This window comes from Pseudomonas sp. SH10-3B, assembly GCF_019891415.1.
GTDB lineage: Bacteria > Pseudomonadota > Gammaproteobacteria > Pseudomonadales > Pseudomonadaceae > Aquipseudomonas.
Window position 1 is genome coordinate 63,470 of the sequence record NZ_JAFLXD010000020.1, and the last position, 15,659, is coordinate 79,128.

A 15,659-nucleotide genomic window follows, 5' to 3' on the forward strand; every position below is an offset into this window, starting at 1 on the left:
TAACGGGCGGCGAACGCACTCAATGATGGCAAATTGATTTCACTCACAAAAATAGTTGATTTAGACACCGCTGCTCGCCGCGCTTACTATCCAGAACAGACATTTACGTGAGATCACACCATGACAGTCGATTGGGTCTGCAAGCATCACACTGACCTGGGCAAGGAGCAGCTGTACGCCATTTTGCGCTTGCGCGGCGAGGTCTTCGTTGTCGAACAGAAGTGCATCTACCAGGACATCGACGGGCAGGACCTGGAGGGCGATACCCACCACCTGATGGCCTGGAAAGACGATGAGCTGGTGGCCTACCTGCGCCTGCTGGACCCGGAGTCCCAGGGCGGCGATGTGGTGATCGGCCGCGTGATCGTAGCGCCGGTTGCACGGGGTACCGGGCTTGGGCACCAGATGATGGAAGAAACCCTCAGGCAGATTGACGAGATCTGGCCTGAGACGCCGATCTTCCTGTCAGCCCAGGCACATTTGCAGGGGTATTACGGGCGGTATGGGTTTGTGGTGGCGGGTGAGGAATACCTGGAGGATGACATTCCACATATAGGGATGCGGCGCGCTTGAGGACGCTATCGGGAGCAAGCCCCCTCCCACAGTTTTGATTTGTGAACACAGTCAACATGTGGGAGGGGGCTTGCTCCCGATAGCGTCGGCCCAGCCACCGCTGAACTCAGGGGTAATCCAGAACCCGCTTGATCTGGCTGAGATTCACCTCGATCCACCCCCGATCAATCGCGCCCCAATCGCGAATCCGATAGTGCCCGGCATGGTTGCGGGCCCCATCTTCCTGCTCGAACTCACACACGATATCCAGGTCGGCCAGCGCCGCAATCGTGTCCTGCGCGGTGCGCCGGGGCATGCCGGTGACGTCGGTCAGCGCCGGGACGCTGCTGGCCAGCCCACTGTCGATCAGGTACGCCACGTACAGGCGGCGGTAGAAGCTGCTTTTGGTCTTGCTCACATCCATGGTCAGTCGCCTTGTGCGGTCAGGGTTTGCCCTGCAGGTCGCGATACGTGAGGTACACCCGCAGGTCGAATTCCACCTGGTGGTAGCCGGGCATCATGTAGTCGCAGAGTTTGTAGAACGCCTTGTTGTGGTCCGATTCCTTGAAGTGCGCCAGCTCGTGAACCACGATCATGCGCAGGAATTGCGGCGCGGCCTCTTTGAACAGTGAGGCAATGCGGATCTCTTTCTTGGATTTGAGGTTGCCGCCCTGCACCCGCGAGATCGTGGTGTGCAGGCCAAGGGCGCGGTGGGTCAGGTCCAGGCGGTTATCGAACAGCACTTTGTCGATGGCCGGCGCGTTGCGCAGGTGTTCCTGCTTCAAGGCCTGGGCATAGGCGTACAGGGCTTTGTCGCTCTGCACCCCGTGGCGATCGGGGTAACGCTGCTCCAGGTAGGCGCCCAACTGGTCCTTGGCGATCAGTTGGCGGACTTGCTCCTGGAGGGCTGCGGGGTAGGCCTGGAGGTATTTCAGCGCGGTCATTGGGGTCTGCAACAGGATTCGGATGGGCGCCAGTGTAGCGAATTCAGCGCACGCGGGCGCGTGACCAGTCGACCACTTCTTCAGCCATCAACGGCTGCGCCGCCCATGGTCCCTGGATAAACGCACAACCCTGGGCCTTGAGCCACTGGGCCTGTTCCTGGGTCTCTACACCTTCGGCCACCACGACCACCTCAAAATGCCCGCACAGCTCGATAATGCTGCGCGCCAACGCCGCATCCCTTGCCGAGCCAGGCAGTCGCGCGACCAATTGCGGGTCAAGCTTGAGCGTATCGAACGCCAGGTCGCGCAGATGCGCCAGGGAACACTGCCCCGAACCAAAGTCATCCAGGGCGATACGCACCCCGATGCGGCGCAGCAACTTGAGCTGCTTGGCGGCCTCCTCCAGGTTACTCATCAGGCAGTCCTCGCCGATTTCCACCTCCAACTGGCGCCCCTGCAGCCCATGTCGCTCCAGCATCTGCTGCAACTGATTGGCCAGGTTAGGCATATTGAACTGGCTGCTGCTGAGGCTCACGCTCAGCACCAATTCATCGTCGAACGTGGCTTGCCATGCCTGGCGCTGGGCGGCGACCTGCTGGTAAATCCACGCGCTCAGTTGGCTGATCAGCCGCGCCTCTTCCAGCAACGGCAAAAACAGCCCCGGCGGCACATCGCCGACACTGGGGTGTTGCCAGCGCAACAACACCTCAACGCCGCGCAAACGCCCATCCACCAGCGAGACCTGAGGCTGATAGACCAGGGTGAAATCCTTGTTTTGAATCGCCGTGCGCACGCTGTCTTCGAGCATCAGCCGCGAGCGGGCGCGCCCGTTCATTTCCTGGTCGTAATAGCGATACTGCTGACGGCCCGCGCGCTTGGCTTCGTACATGGCGATGTCGGCCGCACGCAACAAACCGTTCAAATCCGAGCCACAGTCGGGAAAGGTGGCAATGCCGATACTGACGCCGAGCATTACGTCCAAACCGTCGACCTGCTGGCACGCCGAGACCCGTTCGATCAGTTTTTCCGAAACTTTTGCCGCCTGCTCCGGGAACTCAAGTTCCAGCAACGCCGTGAATTCATCGCCGCCCATGCGGCCGATAATGTCGTAGGAGCGCAGACAGCCCTGCAATTGCTCAGAGACCCAGCGCAGTACACGGTCGCCGGCATCATGACCAAGGGAATCGTTGACCCGCTTGAAGCCGTCGAGGTCCAGGTACAGCAACACCAGGGACAGCTCTGTCCGCTCGCCGCGCAATAAGGTGTTCTCCACCGCCTGGTAAAAACCGCGCCGGTTCAACAGCCCGGTCAGCGGATCGGTCACGGCCTGGAACTCCAATTGTTGATGCAGGTGGCGCACTTCGGACATATCCAGCACCGTCACCACCATGGCCTTCTGCTCAGCAGGCAGCGGCGCGCAGGACAATGCCACCGGCACTTGCTGACCACGGCCGGTGCGCAGGAGCGCGTCGTGCAAACGCCAGGTTTCACCGCGGCAGTAGCCGGCGTACATCTGCGATTCCAGCCAGGTGGGTACATGGGGCTTTTGCAGGAAATTCAGGAACTCCTGGCCTTGCAGTTCCTGGATCGTGGCATTGAGCAGACGTGAAATCGCCGGATTGGCGTATTCGATCACTCCCTCTTCACTCACCACCAGGATGCCCTCGGCGGCGTTATCCAACACCGACGCGTTGAAAGCCCGGGCGGATTCCAGATCATGGCTCAGACGCTGCAAGGCCCGGCGGTTGCGCTGGTGCTCCAGCAACGCCTGGACCTTGGGCTTGAGAATGTGCGGGTCGAAGGGTTTGAACAGGTAGTCGATGGCGCCGCTGGCGTAGCCTTCCAGCACCGCGGCGGGCGACTGGGCGTTGGCACTCAGAAAGATGATCGGGGTCATGCGCGTTCGGTGGCTGCCGCGCATCAAGCGGGCGACTTCGAAGCCGTCCATGCCGGGCATCATCACATCCAGCAGCACCAGGTCGACGTCATGCTGCAGCAGCAACTCCAGGGCTTCCACCCCGGACGCGGCGGTCACCACCTGCCAATCATCACGTTGCAGAAGCGCACGCATGCTGATCAGATTTTCTGGGTAGTCATCGACCACCAGAAGAACCGAACTGCCATCGCCATGAGGTGGAGCGCATTCCATGCTGGGTCTCTTCCTTGGGTCTACTCCGGTCACTTCTGAGAGAAAACCCGGACAAACATTGAGGCCTCACTCTAGCCCTGGATCCTGAAAATCAGAAGTGACGTGGATGCCATCATTGCGCCAAAGTTCAGTCAGCCGACTAACGGTCAACCTCTACAGCCCACGGTTCATGGGAAACATGGCTTTTTGGCATTCCCTTGGCGCCAATAAATTGCCAGCAAACGTTTAACAACTGGCCGACCACCGCCTATAAAGAACCTGTCAGGCCCCCGGGCCAAAGCCTTCACCCCCCTGTAAAAGGCCAATGCCATGATCGACCTCTCTACTTGGAACCTGAGCATTCCGGTCGGCTCGCCCCCCGCGACCATCGACACGCCAAAGCTGCTCAGCGGCTTCAATGACCAATACTTCCAGGCCGAAGGCAGCAACGTGCAATTCTGGACACCCGTCACCGGCACCCGTACCGAAAACGCCGTGTACCCGCGCAGCGAACTGCGCGAAACCTACGCCGACGGCCGCCTGCGCAACTGGACCTACCCTGAAGCCGACAACTTCCTGCGCGCCACCCTCGCAGTCAACCAGGTGCCCTCCAGCGGCAAGATCGTCATCGGCCAGATCCACGCCTATGACAGCCAGAAACCGCTGATCAAGCTCGAATACCAGTTCAAGGAAAAGACCCAGACCGGCAACATCGTCGCCAAAGTGCGCATGCGCCCGGATGAAGATGAAAGCCGCGTGATCATCGTCGCGTCCAATGTGCCTCTGGAGAAGAGCTTCACCTACGTGATCAACCTCAACAAGGCCGGCCTGCTCAGCGTGTACGCCGCCGACAGTGAGTGGAACGAGCGCATCGGTGCGGCGTGGGCGGCCAAGCCGCTGTACTTCAAGGCGGGCGCTTATGTGCAGGACAACAGCGGGAATAGCAAGGAAGGCGCAAAGGTGACGTTTGCGAAGTTGGATATTGATCACGAGTGAATGGATTAGCCTCATTTCGAGTAGGCATTGTCGGATGAGTGCAAGGCTGATTCCCTGGTAAATCCAAGCACTTAAACCACCACCGCCCTCTGTAGGAGCGAGCTTGCTCGCGAAGAACTCACAGGCACCGCATTTATCCAGGATGCACGCGTTACCGTTGACGTTTTTCGCGAGCAAGCTCGCTCCTACAGAAGAAGGCAAGTACGCTTAACTGATCGGCAATAGGGCAAGCCTACTCGCCGCTTCTTATAGTTCGCCCCGTCGCTGGTATTGACTGGCGAAAGGGTTTGCTGCCAGAACGAACGCCCTACTCACTCAACAGACAATCGATCACTGCGATTTCGATACCCAGTCGACATTCCGCTCAACGATGGTCAATTCAAACCCCACGCCCCCTCTGCGACCTTGGGCATATAAATACCCCCACCAACAGCCTGCAACATCAACCTGCTCATACACCCCCACTATTCCTTCACTTAAAGAGTTCAAGCTGATTTTTACAGTGCTCACACCAGCATCAACCTTCGTCAAATCAAATTTAACTTGATTTTTATAGGATTCATCATAAGTCGCAATATCAAAATTACTTGTAGTGTCCCCGACACAAAGGTATTTTTTATATAAACCTATGCATTTTCCATACTGCTGATTTTGATCGCGACTATAAATGACATAGGCCCCTTCAACACAGCGAAAATAGAGAAGCGCACCTTCACTCTCAAACGTATTAGCACACAAATACTCACTAATTTTCGGTTGAGCAAGTGCATTCGAACCATCGGGATTACTGGTCGCCACCAACGTTTTGAAAGTAACCGCCGCCCTCTTTGAGTCACTGGCATACATATACTTCAATCGGCCGGTAAATGATTGTTCGACATCAGAAGAGCTCATAAAACACCTCCATGAAAATAAAAAATTATAATTTGAAAACATGGGACACTTCAAAAACCGCAAATCAATTGCCGCACCTATAATAGAAAACACCCTCCCCAAAAACACCTGTTATAACTGACAGTTTTTTAGAGGGTTTCGAAATTAAATTTATACCCAATAAAGCACTTGATAACAAAAGTTCGATAGCGCTTATGGTCACGAGTGAATGGATTGGCCTCATTTCGAGTAGGCATTGTCTGATGAGTGCAAGGCTGATTCCCTGCTAAATCCAAGCACTTAAACCCACCACCGCCCTCTGTAGGAGCGAGCTTGCTCGCGAAGAACTCACAGGCACCGCATTTATCCAGGATGCACGCGTTACCGTTGACGTTTTTCGCGAGCAAGCTCGCTCCTACAGAAGGCAAGTACGCTTAACTGATCGGTATTAGGGCTGCCCTCTCCCTTGTTCTGTGCAGGCTGAGGATTCGGTGCTCGTCCTACGCGGCCGTTGCAGCAAGCCTACTCGCCGCTTATAGTTCGCCCCGTCGCTGGTATTGATCGGCGATGGGGTTTCGCAGCCCTAACGATACGTGTGCAACCAAGCATCATGAATGCAACGACGAGCGCTTCTGCGTCCGGCGTTCACTTTATGGTGGCTGTGTGTGGGAGACCTTCGGGTCTGCCGGGTTCCTCGTATCCTCGGTCTGCGAACCCGCACACAGCTGCCACCCTTTCGTTTCGCAGCGAACGGCGGTAGTCCTTTTTAGATACGAGGAATATTTGCCATGAACGATCAACTACCACCCCGCCGCTTCACCCCTTGCACGGAAACCGCCACCGATTACCCCGTGCTCCTGATCGACAGCAACGCCCCACTGCTCGACCTTCACGCCTGCCTGCGTGAACGCCTCAACGCCGCCCTTGAACACCTCAACCTGATCGCCTGCTCCAGCCTGCCGGACTTCGCCGAGCGTGATCTGAATAACGTGGCCAATACCGCACGTATTCTCGTCCAGGACGTGAGCGATGTATTCCGGGTGATTGAACACCGGGGTTTCGACAGCTCCACCGTCGCCTGATCAAATTCCATAAACAAAAAAGCCCGCATCACTGCGGGCTTCTTTTTTAGCGCCTGAGGCTTAGTTCACCTTAGCGTTCAACTCACCTTTCAAGTAACGCTGGTACATCGCTTCCAACGAGATCGGTTTGATCTTCGAAGCGTTACCGGCGGTGCCGAAGGCTTCGTAGCGAGCGATACACACATCACGCATCGCGGTCACGGTGGCGCCGAAGAATTTACGTGGGTCGAATTCGCTAGGGTTGGTGGCCATCAGGCGACGCATCGCGCCGGTGGACGCCAGGCGCAGGTCGGTGTCGATGTTGACCTTGCGCACGCCGTACTTGATGCCTTCGACGATTTCTTCAACCGGTACGCCGTAGGTTTCTTTGATGTCGCCGCCGTACTGGTTGATGATCGCCAGCCACTCTTGCGGTACCGAGGAAGAACCATGCATCACCAGGTGGGTGTTAGGGATGCGCTTGTGGATTTCCTTGATGCGGTCGATGGCCAGTACGTCGCCGGTCGGTGGCTTGGTGAACTTGTAGGCGCCGTGGCTGGTGCCGATGGCGATCGCCAGGGCGTCCACTTGGGTCTTCTTGACGAAGTCGGCAGCTTCTTCCGGGTCGGTCAGCATCTGGCTGTGATCCAGCACGCCTTCGGCGCCGATGCCGTCTTCTTCACCGGCCATGCCGGTTTCCAGGGAACCCAGGCAACCCAGTTCGCCTTCAACCGAGACGCCGCAGGCGTGGGCCATGGCCACGGTTTGTTGGGTTACGCGTACGTTGTACTCGTAGTCGGTAGGGGTCTTGCCGTCTTCACCGAGGGAGCCGTCCATCATCACCGAGCTGAAACCCAGTTGGATGGAGCGCTGGCACACGTCAGGGCTGGTGCCGTGGTCCTGGTGCATGCACACCGGGATGTGTGGGAATTCTTCGATCGCAGCGAGGATCAGGTGACGCAGGAAAGGAGCACCGGCGTATTTGCGGGCACCGGCCGAAGCCTGGACGATCACTGGGGAGTCGGTCTTGTCAGCGGCTTCCATGATGGCGCGCATCTGCTCAAGGTTGTTGACGTTAAAGGCTGGGACGCCGTAGCCGAACTCGGCTGCGTGGTCCAGCATCTGACGCATGCTGATAAGTGCCATTGTGTTGTCTCTCCCGGTCGAGGGTCGTTAATCGTGCAAGCCTGCCGTAGCGGCGGCTGCTATTCAAGTTATTGCAGGTCAGGCTTTGCATGCCTGGCGTGCTGAATCGTTATTGCATCGTCCGGTTCACCACCTATGCCACTTTGGAACCGGATTTAATGTGGGAGGGGGCTTGCCCCCGATGACAGTGGATCAGCCAGCACATGGGTGTGCCGACAAACCGCTATCGGGGGCAAGCCCCCTCCCACATTTGGATCGCATCAAATTTGAAATCTTATTGAGCCTTGCAGCCGCGCCCGATCAAATCGTCGGTGGCAACCCAGTAAACCAGTCCTTCCTCACCTTTTGTGTGAAACGCCAACTGGTCGTTGCTGTACAGCACGCCCGAAGCCGCCACATCCTGTTTGAGGCGATAAACCTGGTCGGAACCGCCGAGGCGTACATCCACCTCACTGCGGGCCTGGTTGGCGAAGCGCCAGTTGACCTCGGCCTTGCTGTCGCAGGTCCAGGTGGTCCACTTACCTTCCGGCTCTGCCTTGTTGAACATGTTCATGCTGCTGCAACCGGCCAGTAGGGCCAGGGCTGCCAGGGCGAAAACGCCTTTCATTGCCAATCCTCGCAGCGGGGCCAAAGGCCGCCGATGCCGTCGGTTAGTTGATCAGACCCGTCAAGGACAACCCTGTTCCTGACCGTTGGGCGCAGAGTCGTATTTCTCCAGCCGTTCGTTGCCGATGCGCTTATTGATCACCGGCATGGTTTCGGCTTGCCAGTCAGCCTGGTAGCAACTTTTTTTCTGCTCCGGGGCAGGTTTCCCTGCCTGCGGCGCTGCGCTTGGCGTGCTGCCGCAGCCGACCAACAGGCCCGCTGCGATTACCAGTGCCAATGACTTGATCATGGGAATGCTCCTTTTCCGGATCACGAGCCTTAGCCTTTGGCTCGGGTTTCCAACACTTCGACGGCCGGCAGGACTTTGCCTTCGACGAATTCGAGGAATGCGCCGCCACCGGTGGAAATGTAGGAGATCTGGTCGGCGACGCCATATTTATCGATAGCCGCCAAGGTGTCGCCGCCGCCAGCGATGGAGAATGCCGAGCTCTCGGCAATCGCCTTGGCCAACACTTTGGTGCCGTTGCCGAACTGATCGAACTCGAACACGCCGACCGGGCCATTCCACAGGATGGTCTGGGAGGCTTTCAGCAGTTCTGCAAAGTTGGCTGCAGTTTGCGGGCCGATGTCCAGGATCATGTCGTCAGCAGCCACGTCGGCGATGAGCTTGACGGTGGCCTCGGCGGTTTCAGCGAATTCCTTGGCAACCACCACGTCCACCGGCAGCGGCACGCTGACCTTGGCGGCAATGGCGCGGGCGGTGTCGAGCAGGTCCGGCTCGTACAGGGACTTGCCCACCGGGTGGCCGGCTGCAGCCAGGAAGGTGTTGGCAATGCCGCCGCCGACGATCAACTGGTTGCAGATCTGGCTCAGGCTGTTAAGCACGTCCAGCTTGGTGGACACCTTGGAGCCGGCAACGATGGCAGCCATCGGTTGGGCCGGAGCGCCCAGGGCTTTGCCCAGTGCATCCAGTTCAGCCGCCAGCAATGGGCCGGCAGCCGCCACCTTGGCGAACTTGGCCACGCCGTGGGTCGAGCCCTCGGCGCGGTGGGCGGTGCCGAAGGCATCCATCACGAACACGTCGCACAGGGCGGCGTATTGCTGGGCCAGTTCGTCGCTGTTCTTTTTCTCGCCTTTGTTGAAGCGCACGTTTTCGAACAGCACGATGTCGCCAGGCTTAACGTCAACGCCGCCCAGGTAGTCAGCTACCAGCGGCACGTCACGGCCCAGGGCCTTGCTCAGGTAGTCAGCTACCGGCTTTAGGCTGTTTTCGGCGGAGAACTCACCTTCGGTCGGGCGACCCAGGTGGGAGCAGACCATCACGGCTGCGCCTTTTTCCAGGGCCAGCTTGATGGTCGGCAGCGAAGCCAGGATTCGCGCGTCGCTGGTGACAACACCGTCCTTGACTGGGACGTTGAGGTCTTCGCGGATCAGTACGCGCTTACCTTGCAGATCGAGGTCGGTCATCTTCAACACGGTCATGGGTCGCAGTTCCTGAGTTACTGTTGAGGTTGTTTAGAGGCGATATGCAGATAATGTTCCGCAACGTCGAGCATTCGGTTGGCAAACCCCCACTCGTTGTCGAACCAGGCCAGGATGTTCACCAGCCTCGGGCCGGAAACGCGGGTCTGGCTGGCATCGACAATCGCCGAATGCGGGTCATGGTTGAAATCACAACTGGCGTGGGGCAACTCGGTGTAGGCCAGCAAGCCTTTGAGCGGGCCGCTGGTGGCGGCGTCGCGCAGGATCCGGTTGACCTCCGTCGCGTCAGTGTCGCTGACGGTTTGCATGGTGATGTCCAGGCAGGACACGTTCACCGTCGGCACCCGTACGGCTTTGGCCTGGATTCGCCCGGCAAGTTCCGGTAGCAGTCGCTCGATACCGCGAGCAAGGCCTGTAGACACCGGAATCACCGACTGAAACGCCGAGCGCGTACGGCGCAGGTCTTCATGGTGGTAGGCATCGATCACAGGCTGGTCGTTCATTGCCGAGTGGATGGTGGTGATCGACACGTAGTCCAGGCCGATCGCCTGATCCAGCAGGCGCAACAGCGGCACGCTGCAGTTGGTGGTGCAGGAGGCGTTGGACACCAGCAGCTCATTGCCGGTCAGGCAATCCTGGTTGATGCCATAGACGATGGTGGCGTCGACATCCGCCTCGCTGGCCATCGGCTGGGAAAACAGCACACGCGGTGCGCCGGCGTCGAGAAAACGCTGGCCATCGGCGCGGGTGTTGTAGGCACCGGAGCATTCCAACACCAGGTCGACGCCCAGCGCCGCCCAGTCGATGCCCTCGGGGGTGGCACTGCGCAATACTTTCACGCAGTCGCCCTTGATATGCAGACAATCGCCTTCGACCCGCACTTCGCCGGGGAAGCGGCCGTGGGTGGAGTCAAAGCGTGTCAGGTATTCGATGCTGGCCATGTCGGCCAGATCGTTGATCGCGACAATTTCAAACCCGGCCGCCGATCCTCGCTCAAACAGTGCACGCAAGACGCAACGACCAATGCGGCCGTAGCCGTTGAGTGCAACTTTGTAGGGACGCGGTTGGGGCATGGGGTTCTCGATCAAGGTTAGTTCGGTGTTGAATGCAGTATCGCCATCGCGGGCAAGCCCGCTCCCACAGTAGACCGAGATCCAAATGTGGGAGCGGGCTTGCCCGCGATAGCGCCAGTACAGACAACGCAGACTGACTTAGTCTTCCAGCAGCTCTTCAGCCTGACCCAGGATGTTTTCCAGGGTGAAACCGAACTCTTCGAACAACGCTGGCGCCGGCGCCGACTCACCGTAGGTGGTCATGCCGATCACGCGGCCTTCCAGGCCCACGTACTTGTACCAGTAGTCGGCGTGAGCCGCTTCGATGGCGATACGCGCGCTGACCTGCAACGGCAATACCGATTGCTTGTAGCCTGCGTCCTGGGCTTCGAACACGCTGGTGCACGGCATGGACACAACGCGCACGTTACGGCCTTGGGCAGTCAGCTTGTCGTACGCCTGAACCGTCAGGCCCACTTCGGAACCGGTGGAGATCAGGATCAGTTCCGGCTCGCCGATGCAGTCTTTGAGCACGTAACCGCCACGGCTGATGTCGGCGATCTGCGCGTCGGTACGCACCTGGTGTTGCAGGTTCTGACGCGAGAAGATCAGCGCCGAAGGGCCGTCCTTGCGCTCGATCGCGTGCTTCCAGGCCACGGCGGATTCCACCGCGTCGGCTGGGCGCCAGCAATCCAGGTTCGGCGTGGTGCGCAAGCTGGTCAGTTGCTCGACCGGCTGGTGCGTCGGGCCGTCTTCGCCGAGGCCGATGGAGTCGTGGGTGTAGACATGGATCACCCGCTTCTTCATCAGCGCGGCCATACGCACGGCGTTGCGCGCGTATTCCATGAACATCAGGAAGGTCGCGCCGTAAGGCACCAGGCCGCCGTGCAGGGACACGCCGTTCATGATGGCGCTCATGCCGAACTCGCGCACGCCGTAGTACATGTAGTTGCCGCTGGCGTCTTCGGCCGAAACACCTTTGCAGCCCTTCCACAGGGTCAGGTTGGAACCGGCCAGGTCAGCCGAACCGCCGAGGAACTCAGGCAGCAGCGGACCAAAGGCGTTCAGGGTGTTCTGGCTGGCTTTACGGCTGGCGATGGTCTCGCCCTTGGCCGCGACTTCGGCGATGTAGGCCGAGGCTTTTTCCGAGAAGTCGGCAGGCAGGTCACCGGCCAGGCGACGCACCAGCTCGTTGGCCAATTCCGGGAATTCGGCGGAGTAGGCAGCGAAACGCTGGTCCCACTCGGCTTCGGTGGCCAGGCCTTTTTCCTTGGCATCCCATTCGGCGTAGATGTCGGCCGGGATTTCGAACGGGCCGTGGTTCCACTTCAGCGCTTCGCGGGTCAGGGCGATTTCCGCGTCACCCAGTGGGGCGCCGTGGCAGTCTTCTTTACCTTGCTTGTTCGGCGAGCCGAAACCAATGGTGGTCTTGCAGCAGATCAGGGTCGGCTGCGCGCTCTTGCGGGCGGTGTCGATGGCGGTCTTGATCTCTTCCGGATCGTGGCCGTCGACATTGCGGATTACCTGCCAGTTGTAGGCTTCGAAACGCTTAGGGGTGTCGTCGGTGAACCAGCCTTCGACTTCGCCGTCGATGGAGATACCGTTGTCATCGTAGAAGGCGATCAGCTTGCCCAGGCCCAGGGTGCCGGCCAGGGAAGCGACTTCGTGGGAAATGCCTTCCATCATGCAGCCATCACCCAGGAACACGTAGGTGTGGTGGTCGACGATGTCGTGGCCGGGGCGGTTGAATTGCGCGCCCAGGACTTTTTCAGCCAGCGCAAAACCAACGGCGTTGGCCAGGCCTTGGCCCAGGGGACCGGTGGTGGTCTCGACGCCTGGGGTGTAGCCGAATTCCGGGTGGCCCGGGGTGCGGCTGTGCAGCTGGCGGAAGCTCTTGAGGTCATCGATGGTGACGTCGTAGCCGGTCAGGTGCAGCAGCGAGTAGATCAGCATCGAGCCGTGGCCGTTGGACAGCACGAAGCGGTCACGGTCGGCGAACGTCGGGTTGCTCGGGTTGTGTTTCAGGTAGTCACGCCAAAGTACCTCGGCGATATCCGCCATGCCCATCGGGGCACCGGGATGGCCGCTGTTGGCTTTTTGCACGGCATCCATGCTGAGGGCACGAATGGCGTTGGCACGCTCACGACGGCTGGGCATCGCTGATCTCCTGGGGTTTGCTTAAAAGAAACGGAAAAAAGGACCGGCATTTTCCCTCAGCCACCGGCTGCGGGCAATGACAGATAGTCACTTGAAGGTGTTTTTCCTGCGGTTTACGCGGCAATCGCTTGCAGAACTCGGCTACGTGCTCGTCTAAGGGAGACAGCAGTTGCTTATAACTGCCACTTATCGACCAATATCAAAACTTTTTGATATTGGCCTTGCGAGGATACTAACCCGTCACTAGACTGCTGGCCTTATGAACTTACCCGTGCCCTCCCTGCGTCCTGACGACGGTGAAGACCTGGCAGCCTTGTGCAAGGCCGCTGGCGACCCGTTGCGCCTGAACGTATTGCGCGCACTGACCAACGATTCATTCGGCGTGCTGGAACTGGCACAGATCTTCGCCATCGGCCAGTCCGGCATGAGCCACCATCTGAAGGTGCTGTCCCAGGCCGACCTGGTCGCCACCCGCCGCGAAGGCAATGCGATTTTCTACCGCCGCGCCCTGCCCCACACCGACCTGCTCGGCGGCAAGTTGCACGCTGCCCTGCTTGAAGAAGTGGATAGCCTGAGCCTGCCCCACGACGTGCAGTCACGCATCGGCCAGGTGCACGGGCAACGTGCCGCTGCGAGCCAGGATTTTTTCGCACGGGTTGCCGAGAAATTTCGCGCCCAGCAGGACCTGATCGCAGGCTTGGCCCAATACCGCGACAGCGTGCTGGCGTTGCTGGACAAGCTGAGCTTCAGTAAAGAGGCCACGGCACTGGAGGTCGGGCCTGGGGATGGCGGTTTCCTGCCGGAACTGGCACGCCGCTTTCAGCAAGTCACGGCGCTGGACAATAGCCCGGCGATGCTCGAACTGGCGCGCCAGCTCTGCGAGCGCGAGGCGTTGGGCAATGTCAGCCTGCAGTTGGCTGACGCACTCACCCGTACAACGATCAAGGCCGACTGCGTGGTGCTGAACATGGTCTTGCACCATTTCGCAGCCCCCGCCGACGCCCTCAAGCAAATGGCCGGGCTGCTGCACCCCGGCGGTAGCCTGTTGGTTACGGATTTATGCAGCCACAACCAGAATTGGGCCAGGGAGGCCTGCGGTGATCTCTGGTTGGGTTTTGAACAGGACGATCTGGCCCGTTGGGCCACCGCTGCGGGACTCGTTCCCGGGGAAAGCCTCTATGTAGGTTTACGTAATGGTTTCCAGATCCAGGTCCGCCACTTTCAGCGACCGACTGGCGACACTCACCATCGGTAAATATCAGGAAAACATCGAGATGAGCGAATACTCCCTTTTCACCTCCGAGTCCGTGTCTGAAGGGCATCCGGACAAAATCGCCGACCAGATTTCTGATGCGGTGCTGGACGCCATCATTGCTGAAGACAAGTTCGCCCGTGTGGCGTGCGAGACTCTGGTGAAAACCGGTGTAGCGATCATCGCGGGCGAAGTGACCACCACCGCCTGGGTCGACCTCGAGCAGATCGTTCGTGACGTGATCACCGACATTGGCTACAACAGCTCCGACGTCGGCTTCGACGGCGCGACTTGCGGCGTGATGAACATCATCGGCAAGCAGTCGCCTGACATCAATCAGGGTGTCGACCGCGCCAAGCCGGAAGACCAGGGCGCCGGCGACCAGGGCCTGATGTTCGGCTACGCCAGCAACGAAACCGAGGTGCTGATGCCGGCACCGATCACCTTCTCGCACCAGCTGGTGCAGCGTCAGGCCGAAGCGCGTAAATCCGGCCTGCTGCCTTGGCTGCGCCCGGATGCCAAGTCCCAGGTGACCTGCCGCTACGAAGGCGGCAAGGTGGTTGGCATCGACGCCGTTGTCCTGTCGACCCAGCACAACCCGGACGTTTCCTACGCCGACCTGCGCGAAGGCGTGATGGAGTTGATCGTCAAGCACGTGCTGCCGGCCGAACTGCTGAGCAAGGACACCCAGTTCCACATCAACCCGACCGGCCAGTTCATCATTGGTGGCCCGGTTGGTGACTGCGGCCTGACCGGTCGCAAGATCATCGTCGACAGCTACGGCGGCATGGCCCGTCACGGCGGTGGCGCGTTCTCCGGCAAGGATCCATCCAAGGTTGACCGCTCCGCCGCCTACGCCGGTCGCTACGTGGCCAAGAACATCGTCGCTGCCGGCCTGGCCGAGCGTTGCGAGATTCAGGTTTCCTACGCCATCGGCGTGGCCCAGCCGACGTCGATCTCGCTGAATACCTTCGGCACCGGCAAGATCAGCGATGACAAGATCGTCAAGCTGGTGCGTGAGATCTTCGACCTGCGCCCTTACGCGATCACCACCATGCTCGACCTGCTGCACCCGATGTACCAGGAAACCGCAGCCTACGGCCACTTCGGTCGCACCCCTGCGCAGAAGACTGTCGGCGACGACACCTTCACCACGTTTACCTGGGAAAAAACCGACCGCGCCAACGACCTGCGCACTGCCGCCGGCCTGTAATCGCTCACGGTACATAAAGCCTCGCCGGGTTTGCCCGGCGGGGCTTTTTATTGCCTGCGGGACCGCCTTCACACTTTTTGGATCCAAAGCTTGCAGGCACAATAATGGCCCTCTAGAATCCGCGCCCTCTCGGGCCTTCACCTTATTTGGATATTGCCCTGCGCCAGCCCGGGATTCATAAGTGCGCAGGCAATCGA

At 59.4% G+C, this 15,659-nt stretch carries 15 protein-coding genes; 5 read left to right on the top strand and 10 right to left on the bottom strand.

Annotated elements, in window-relative coordinates; genetic code table 11:
- The first annotated feature begins 120 nt into the window (after positions 1 to 120).
- The gene (locus tag J1G35_RS16485; RefSeq protein WP_053128094.1) at positions 121 to 573 is read left to right on the top strand and encodes a GNAT family N-acetyltransferase; all 453 of its coding nucleotides are present in this window, start codon (positions 121 to 123) and stop codon (positions 571 to 573) included.
- Between the two features lie 106 nt (positions 574 to 679).
- Here J1G35_RS16485 and J1G35_RS16490 read toward each other — a convergent pair whose 3' ends face one another.
- From J1G35_RS16490 to J1G35_RS16500, 3 genes are read right to left on the bottom strand one after another with little or no spacing between them, the layout of a single operon-like run.
- Positions 680 to 976, bottom strand: a complete 297-nt coding sequence (locus J1G35_RS16490; protein WP_053128093.1) for a winged helix-turn-helix domain-containing protein — start codon at positions 974 to 976, stop codon at positions 680 to 682.
- A gap of 19 nt (positions 977 to 995) precedes the next feature.
- Positions 996 to 1,496 carry a M48 family metallopeptidase gene (locus J1G35_RS16495; protein WP_027606033.1) on the bottom strand — a complete coding sequence of 167 codons (501 nt, stop codon included), beginning with the start codon at positions 1,494 to 1,496 and terminating at the stop codon, positions 996 to 998.
- Between the two features lie 43 nt (positions 1,497 to 1,539).
- A complete protein-coding gene (locus J1G35_RS16500) occupies positions 1,540 to 3,645 on the bottom strand; it encodes an EAL domain-containing protein (RefSeq protein WP_053128092.1) in 2,106 nt (701 codons plus the stop codon).
- 309 nt (positions 3,646 to 3,954) lie between these two features.
- Between J1G35_RS16500 and J1G35_RS16505 the strand changes: the two genes are divergently transcribed.
- Complete coding sequence (locus J1G35_RS16505; protein WP_053128091.1) at positions 3,955 to 4,620, top strand: polysaccharide lyase family 7 protein; 666 nt, start codon at positions 3,955 to 3,957, stop codon at positions 4,618 to 4,620.
- A 330-nt stretch (positions 4,621 to 4,950) separates the two neighbouring features.
- On the opposite strand, the gene J1G35_RS16510 is transcribed toward J1G35_RS16505, so the two are convergent.
- Positions 4,951 to 5,514 (bottom strand): hypothetical protein, encoded by a 564-nt coding sequence (locus J1G35_RS16510; protein WP_223015465.1) that lies wholly within the window; start codon positions 5,512 to 5,514, stop codon positions 4,951 to 4,953.
- Positions 5,515 to 6,281: 767 nt separating this feature from the next.
- Here J1G35_RS16510 and J1G35_RS16515 point away from each other — a divergent pair.
- On the top strand, positions 6,282 to 6,575 hold the full coding sequence (locus J1G35_RS16515) for a fructose-bisphosphate aldolase (RefSeq protein WP_223015466.1): 294 nt from the start codon (positions 6,282 to 6,284) through the stop codon (positions 6,573 to 6,575).
- 60 nt (positions 6,576 to 6,635) lie between these two features.
- Here J1G35_RS16515 and fba read toward each other — a convergent pair whose 3' ends face one another.
- The 6 genes from fba to tkt form a co-directional block, all read right to left on the bottom strand.
- Positions 6,636 to 7,700, bottom strand: a complete 1,065-nt coding sequence (gene fba / locus J1G35_RS16520; protein WP_003177554.1) for a class II fructose-bisphosphate aldolase — start codon at positions 7,698 to 7,700, stop codon at positions 6,636 to 6,638.
- 274 nt (positions 7,701 to 7,974) lie between these two features.
- Positions 7,975 to 8,307 carry an MliC family protein gene (locus J1G35_RS16525; protein ID WP_027606036.1) on the bottom strand — a complete coding sequence of 111 codons (333 nt, stop codon included), beginning with the start codon at positions 8,305 to 8,307 and terminating at the stop codon, positions 7,975 to 7,977.
- Positions 8,308 to 8,367: 60 nt separating this feature from the next.
- On the bottom strand, positions 8,368 to 8,595 hold the full coding sequence (locus J1G35_RS16530; RefSeq protein ID WP_053128084.1) for a hypothetical protein: 228 nt from the start codon (positions 8,593 to 8,595) through the stop codon (positions 8,368 to 8,370).
- Between the two features lie 29 nt (positions 8,596 to 8,624).
- Positions 8,625 to 9,788 carry a phosphoglycerate kinase gene (locus J1G35_RS16535; protein WP_223015467.1) on the bottom strand — a complete coding sequence of 388 codons (1,164 nt, stop codon included), beginning with the start codon at positions 9,786 to 9,788 and terminating at the stop codon, positions 8,625 to 8,627.
- A 17-nt stretch (positions 9,789 to 9,805) separates the two neighbouring features.
- A complete protein-coding gene (epd, locus tag J1G35_RS16540; RefSeq protein WP_053128081.1) occupies positions 9,806 to 10,861 on the bottom strand; it encodes an erythrose-4-phosphate dehydrogenase in 1,056 nt (351 codons plus the stop codon).
- A gap of 138 nt (positions 10,862 to 10,999) precedes the next feature.
- Complete coding sequence (tkt, locus tag J1G35_RS16545; RefSeq protein WP_223015468.1) at positions 11,000 to 12,997, bottom strand: transketolase; 1,998 nt, start codon at positions 12,995 to 12,997, stop codon at positions 11,000 to 11,002.
- A 259-nt stretch (positions 12,998 to 13,256) separates the two neighbouring features.
- Here tkt and J1G35_RS16550 point away from each other — a divergent pair, with 259 nt between their 5' ends.
- Together J1G35_RS16550 and metK are read left to right on the top strand one after the other, a co-directional pair.
- Positions 13,257 to 14,252, top strand: coding sequence for a metalloregulator ArsR/SmtB family transcription factor (locus J1G35_RS16550; protein ID WP_053128077.1), 996 nt, complete (start codon positions 13,257 to 13,259; stop codon positions 14,250 to 14,252).
- Between the two features lie 19 nt (positions 14,253 to 14,271).
- Positions 14,272 to 15,462 carry a methionine adenosyltransferase gene (gene metK, locus J1G35_RS16555; RefSeq protein ID WP_053128075.1) on the top strand — a complete coding sequence of 397 codons (1,191 nt, stop codon included), beginning with the start codon at positions 14,272 to 14,274 and terminating at the stop codon, positions 15,460 to 15,462.
- Positions 15,463 to 15,659 lie beyond the last annotated feature (197 nt).

Bases quoted from the DNA above. Each gene is read 5' to 3' on its own strand.
- J1G35_RS16485 (WP_053128094.1), top strand. From the start codon at position 121: ATGACAGTCGATTGGGTCTGCAAGCATCACACTGACCTGGGCAAGGAG.
- J1G35_RS16490 (WP_053128093.1), bottom strand. From the start codon at position 976: ATGGATGTGAGCAAGACCAAAAGCAGCTTCTACCGCCGCCTGTACGTG.
- J1G35_RS16495 (WP_027606033.1), bottom strand. From the start codon at position 1,496: ATGACCGCGCTGAAATACCTCCAGGCCTACCCCGCAGCCCTCCAGGAG.
- J1G35_RS16500 (WP_053128092.1), bottom strand. From the start codon at position 3,645: ATGGAATGCGCTCCACCTCATGGCGATGGCAGTTCGGTTCTTCTGGTG.
- J1G35_RS16505 (WP_053128091.1), top strand. From the start codon at position 3,955: ATGATCGACCTCTCTACTTGGAACCTGAGCATTCCGGTCGGCTCGCCC.
- J1G35_RS16510 (WP_223015465.1), bottom strand. From the start codon at position 5,514: ATGAGCTCTTCTGATGTCGAACAATCATTTACCGGCCGATTGAAGTAT.
- J1G35_RS16515 (WP_223015466.1), top strand. From the start codon at position 6,282: ATGAACGATCAACTACCACCCCGCCGCTTCACCCCTTGCACGGAAACC.
- fba (WP_003177554.1), bottom strand. From the start codon at position 7,700: ATGGCACTTATCAGCATGCGTCAGATGCTGGACCACGCAGCCGAGTTC.
- J1G35_RS16525 (WP_027606036.1), bottom strand. From the start codon at position 8,307: ATGAAAGGCGTTTTCGCCCTGGCAGCCCTGGCCCTACTGGCCGGTTGC.
- J1G35_RS16530 (WP_053128084.1), bottom strand. From the start codon at position 8,595: ATGATCAAGTCATTGGCACTGGTAATCGCAGCGGGCCTGTTGGTCGGC.
- J1G35_RS16535 (WP_223015467.1), bottom strand. From the start codon at position 9,788: ATGACCGTGTTGAAGATGACCGACCTCGATCTGCAAGGTAAGCGCGTA.
- epd (WP_053128081.1), bottom strand. From the start codon at position 10,861: ATGCCCCAACCGCGTCCCTACAAAGTTGCACTCAACGGCTACGGCCGC.
- tkt (WP_223015468.1), bottom strand. From the start codon at position 12,997: ATGCCCAGCCGTCGTGAGCGTGCCAACGCCATTCGTGCCCTCAGCATG.
- J1G35_RS16550 (WP_053128077.1), top strand. From the start codon at position 13,257: ATGAACTTACCCGTGCCCTCCCTGCGTCCTGACGACGGTGAAGACCTG.
- metK (WP_053128075.1), top strand. From the start codon at position 14,272: ATGAGCGAATACTCCCTTTTCACCTCCGAGTCCGTGTCTGAAGGGCAT.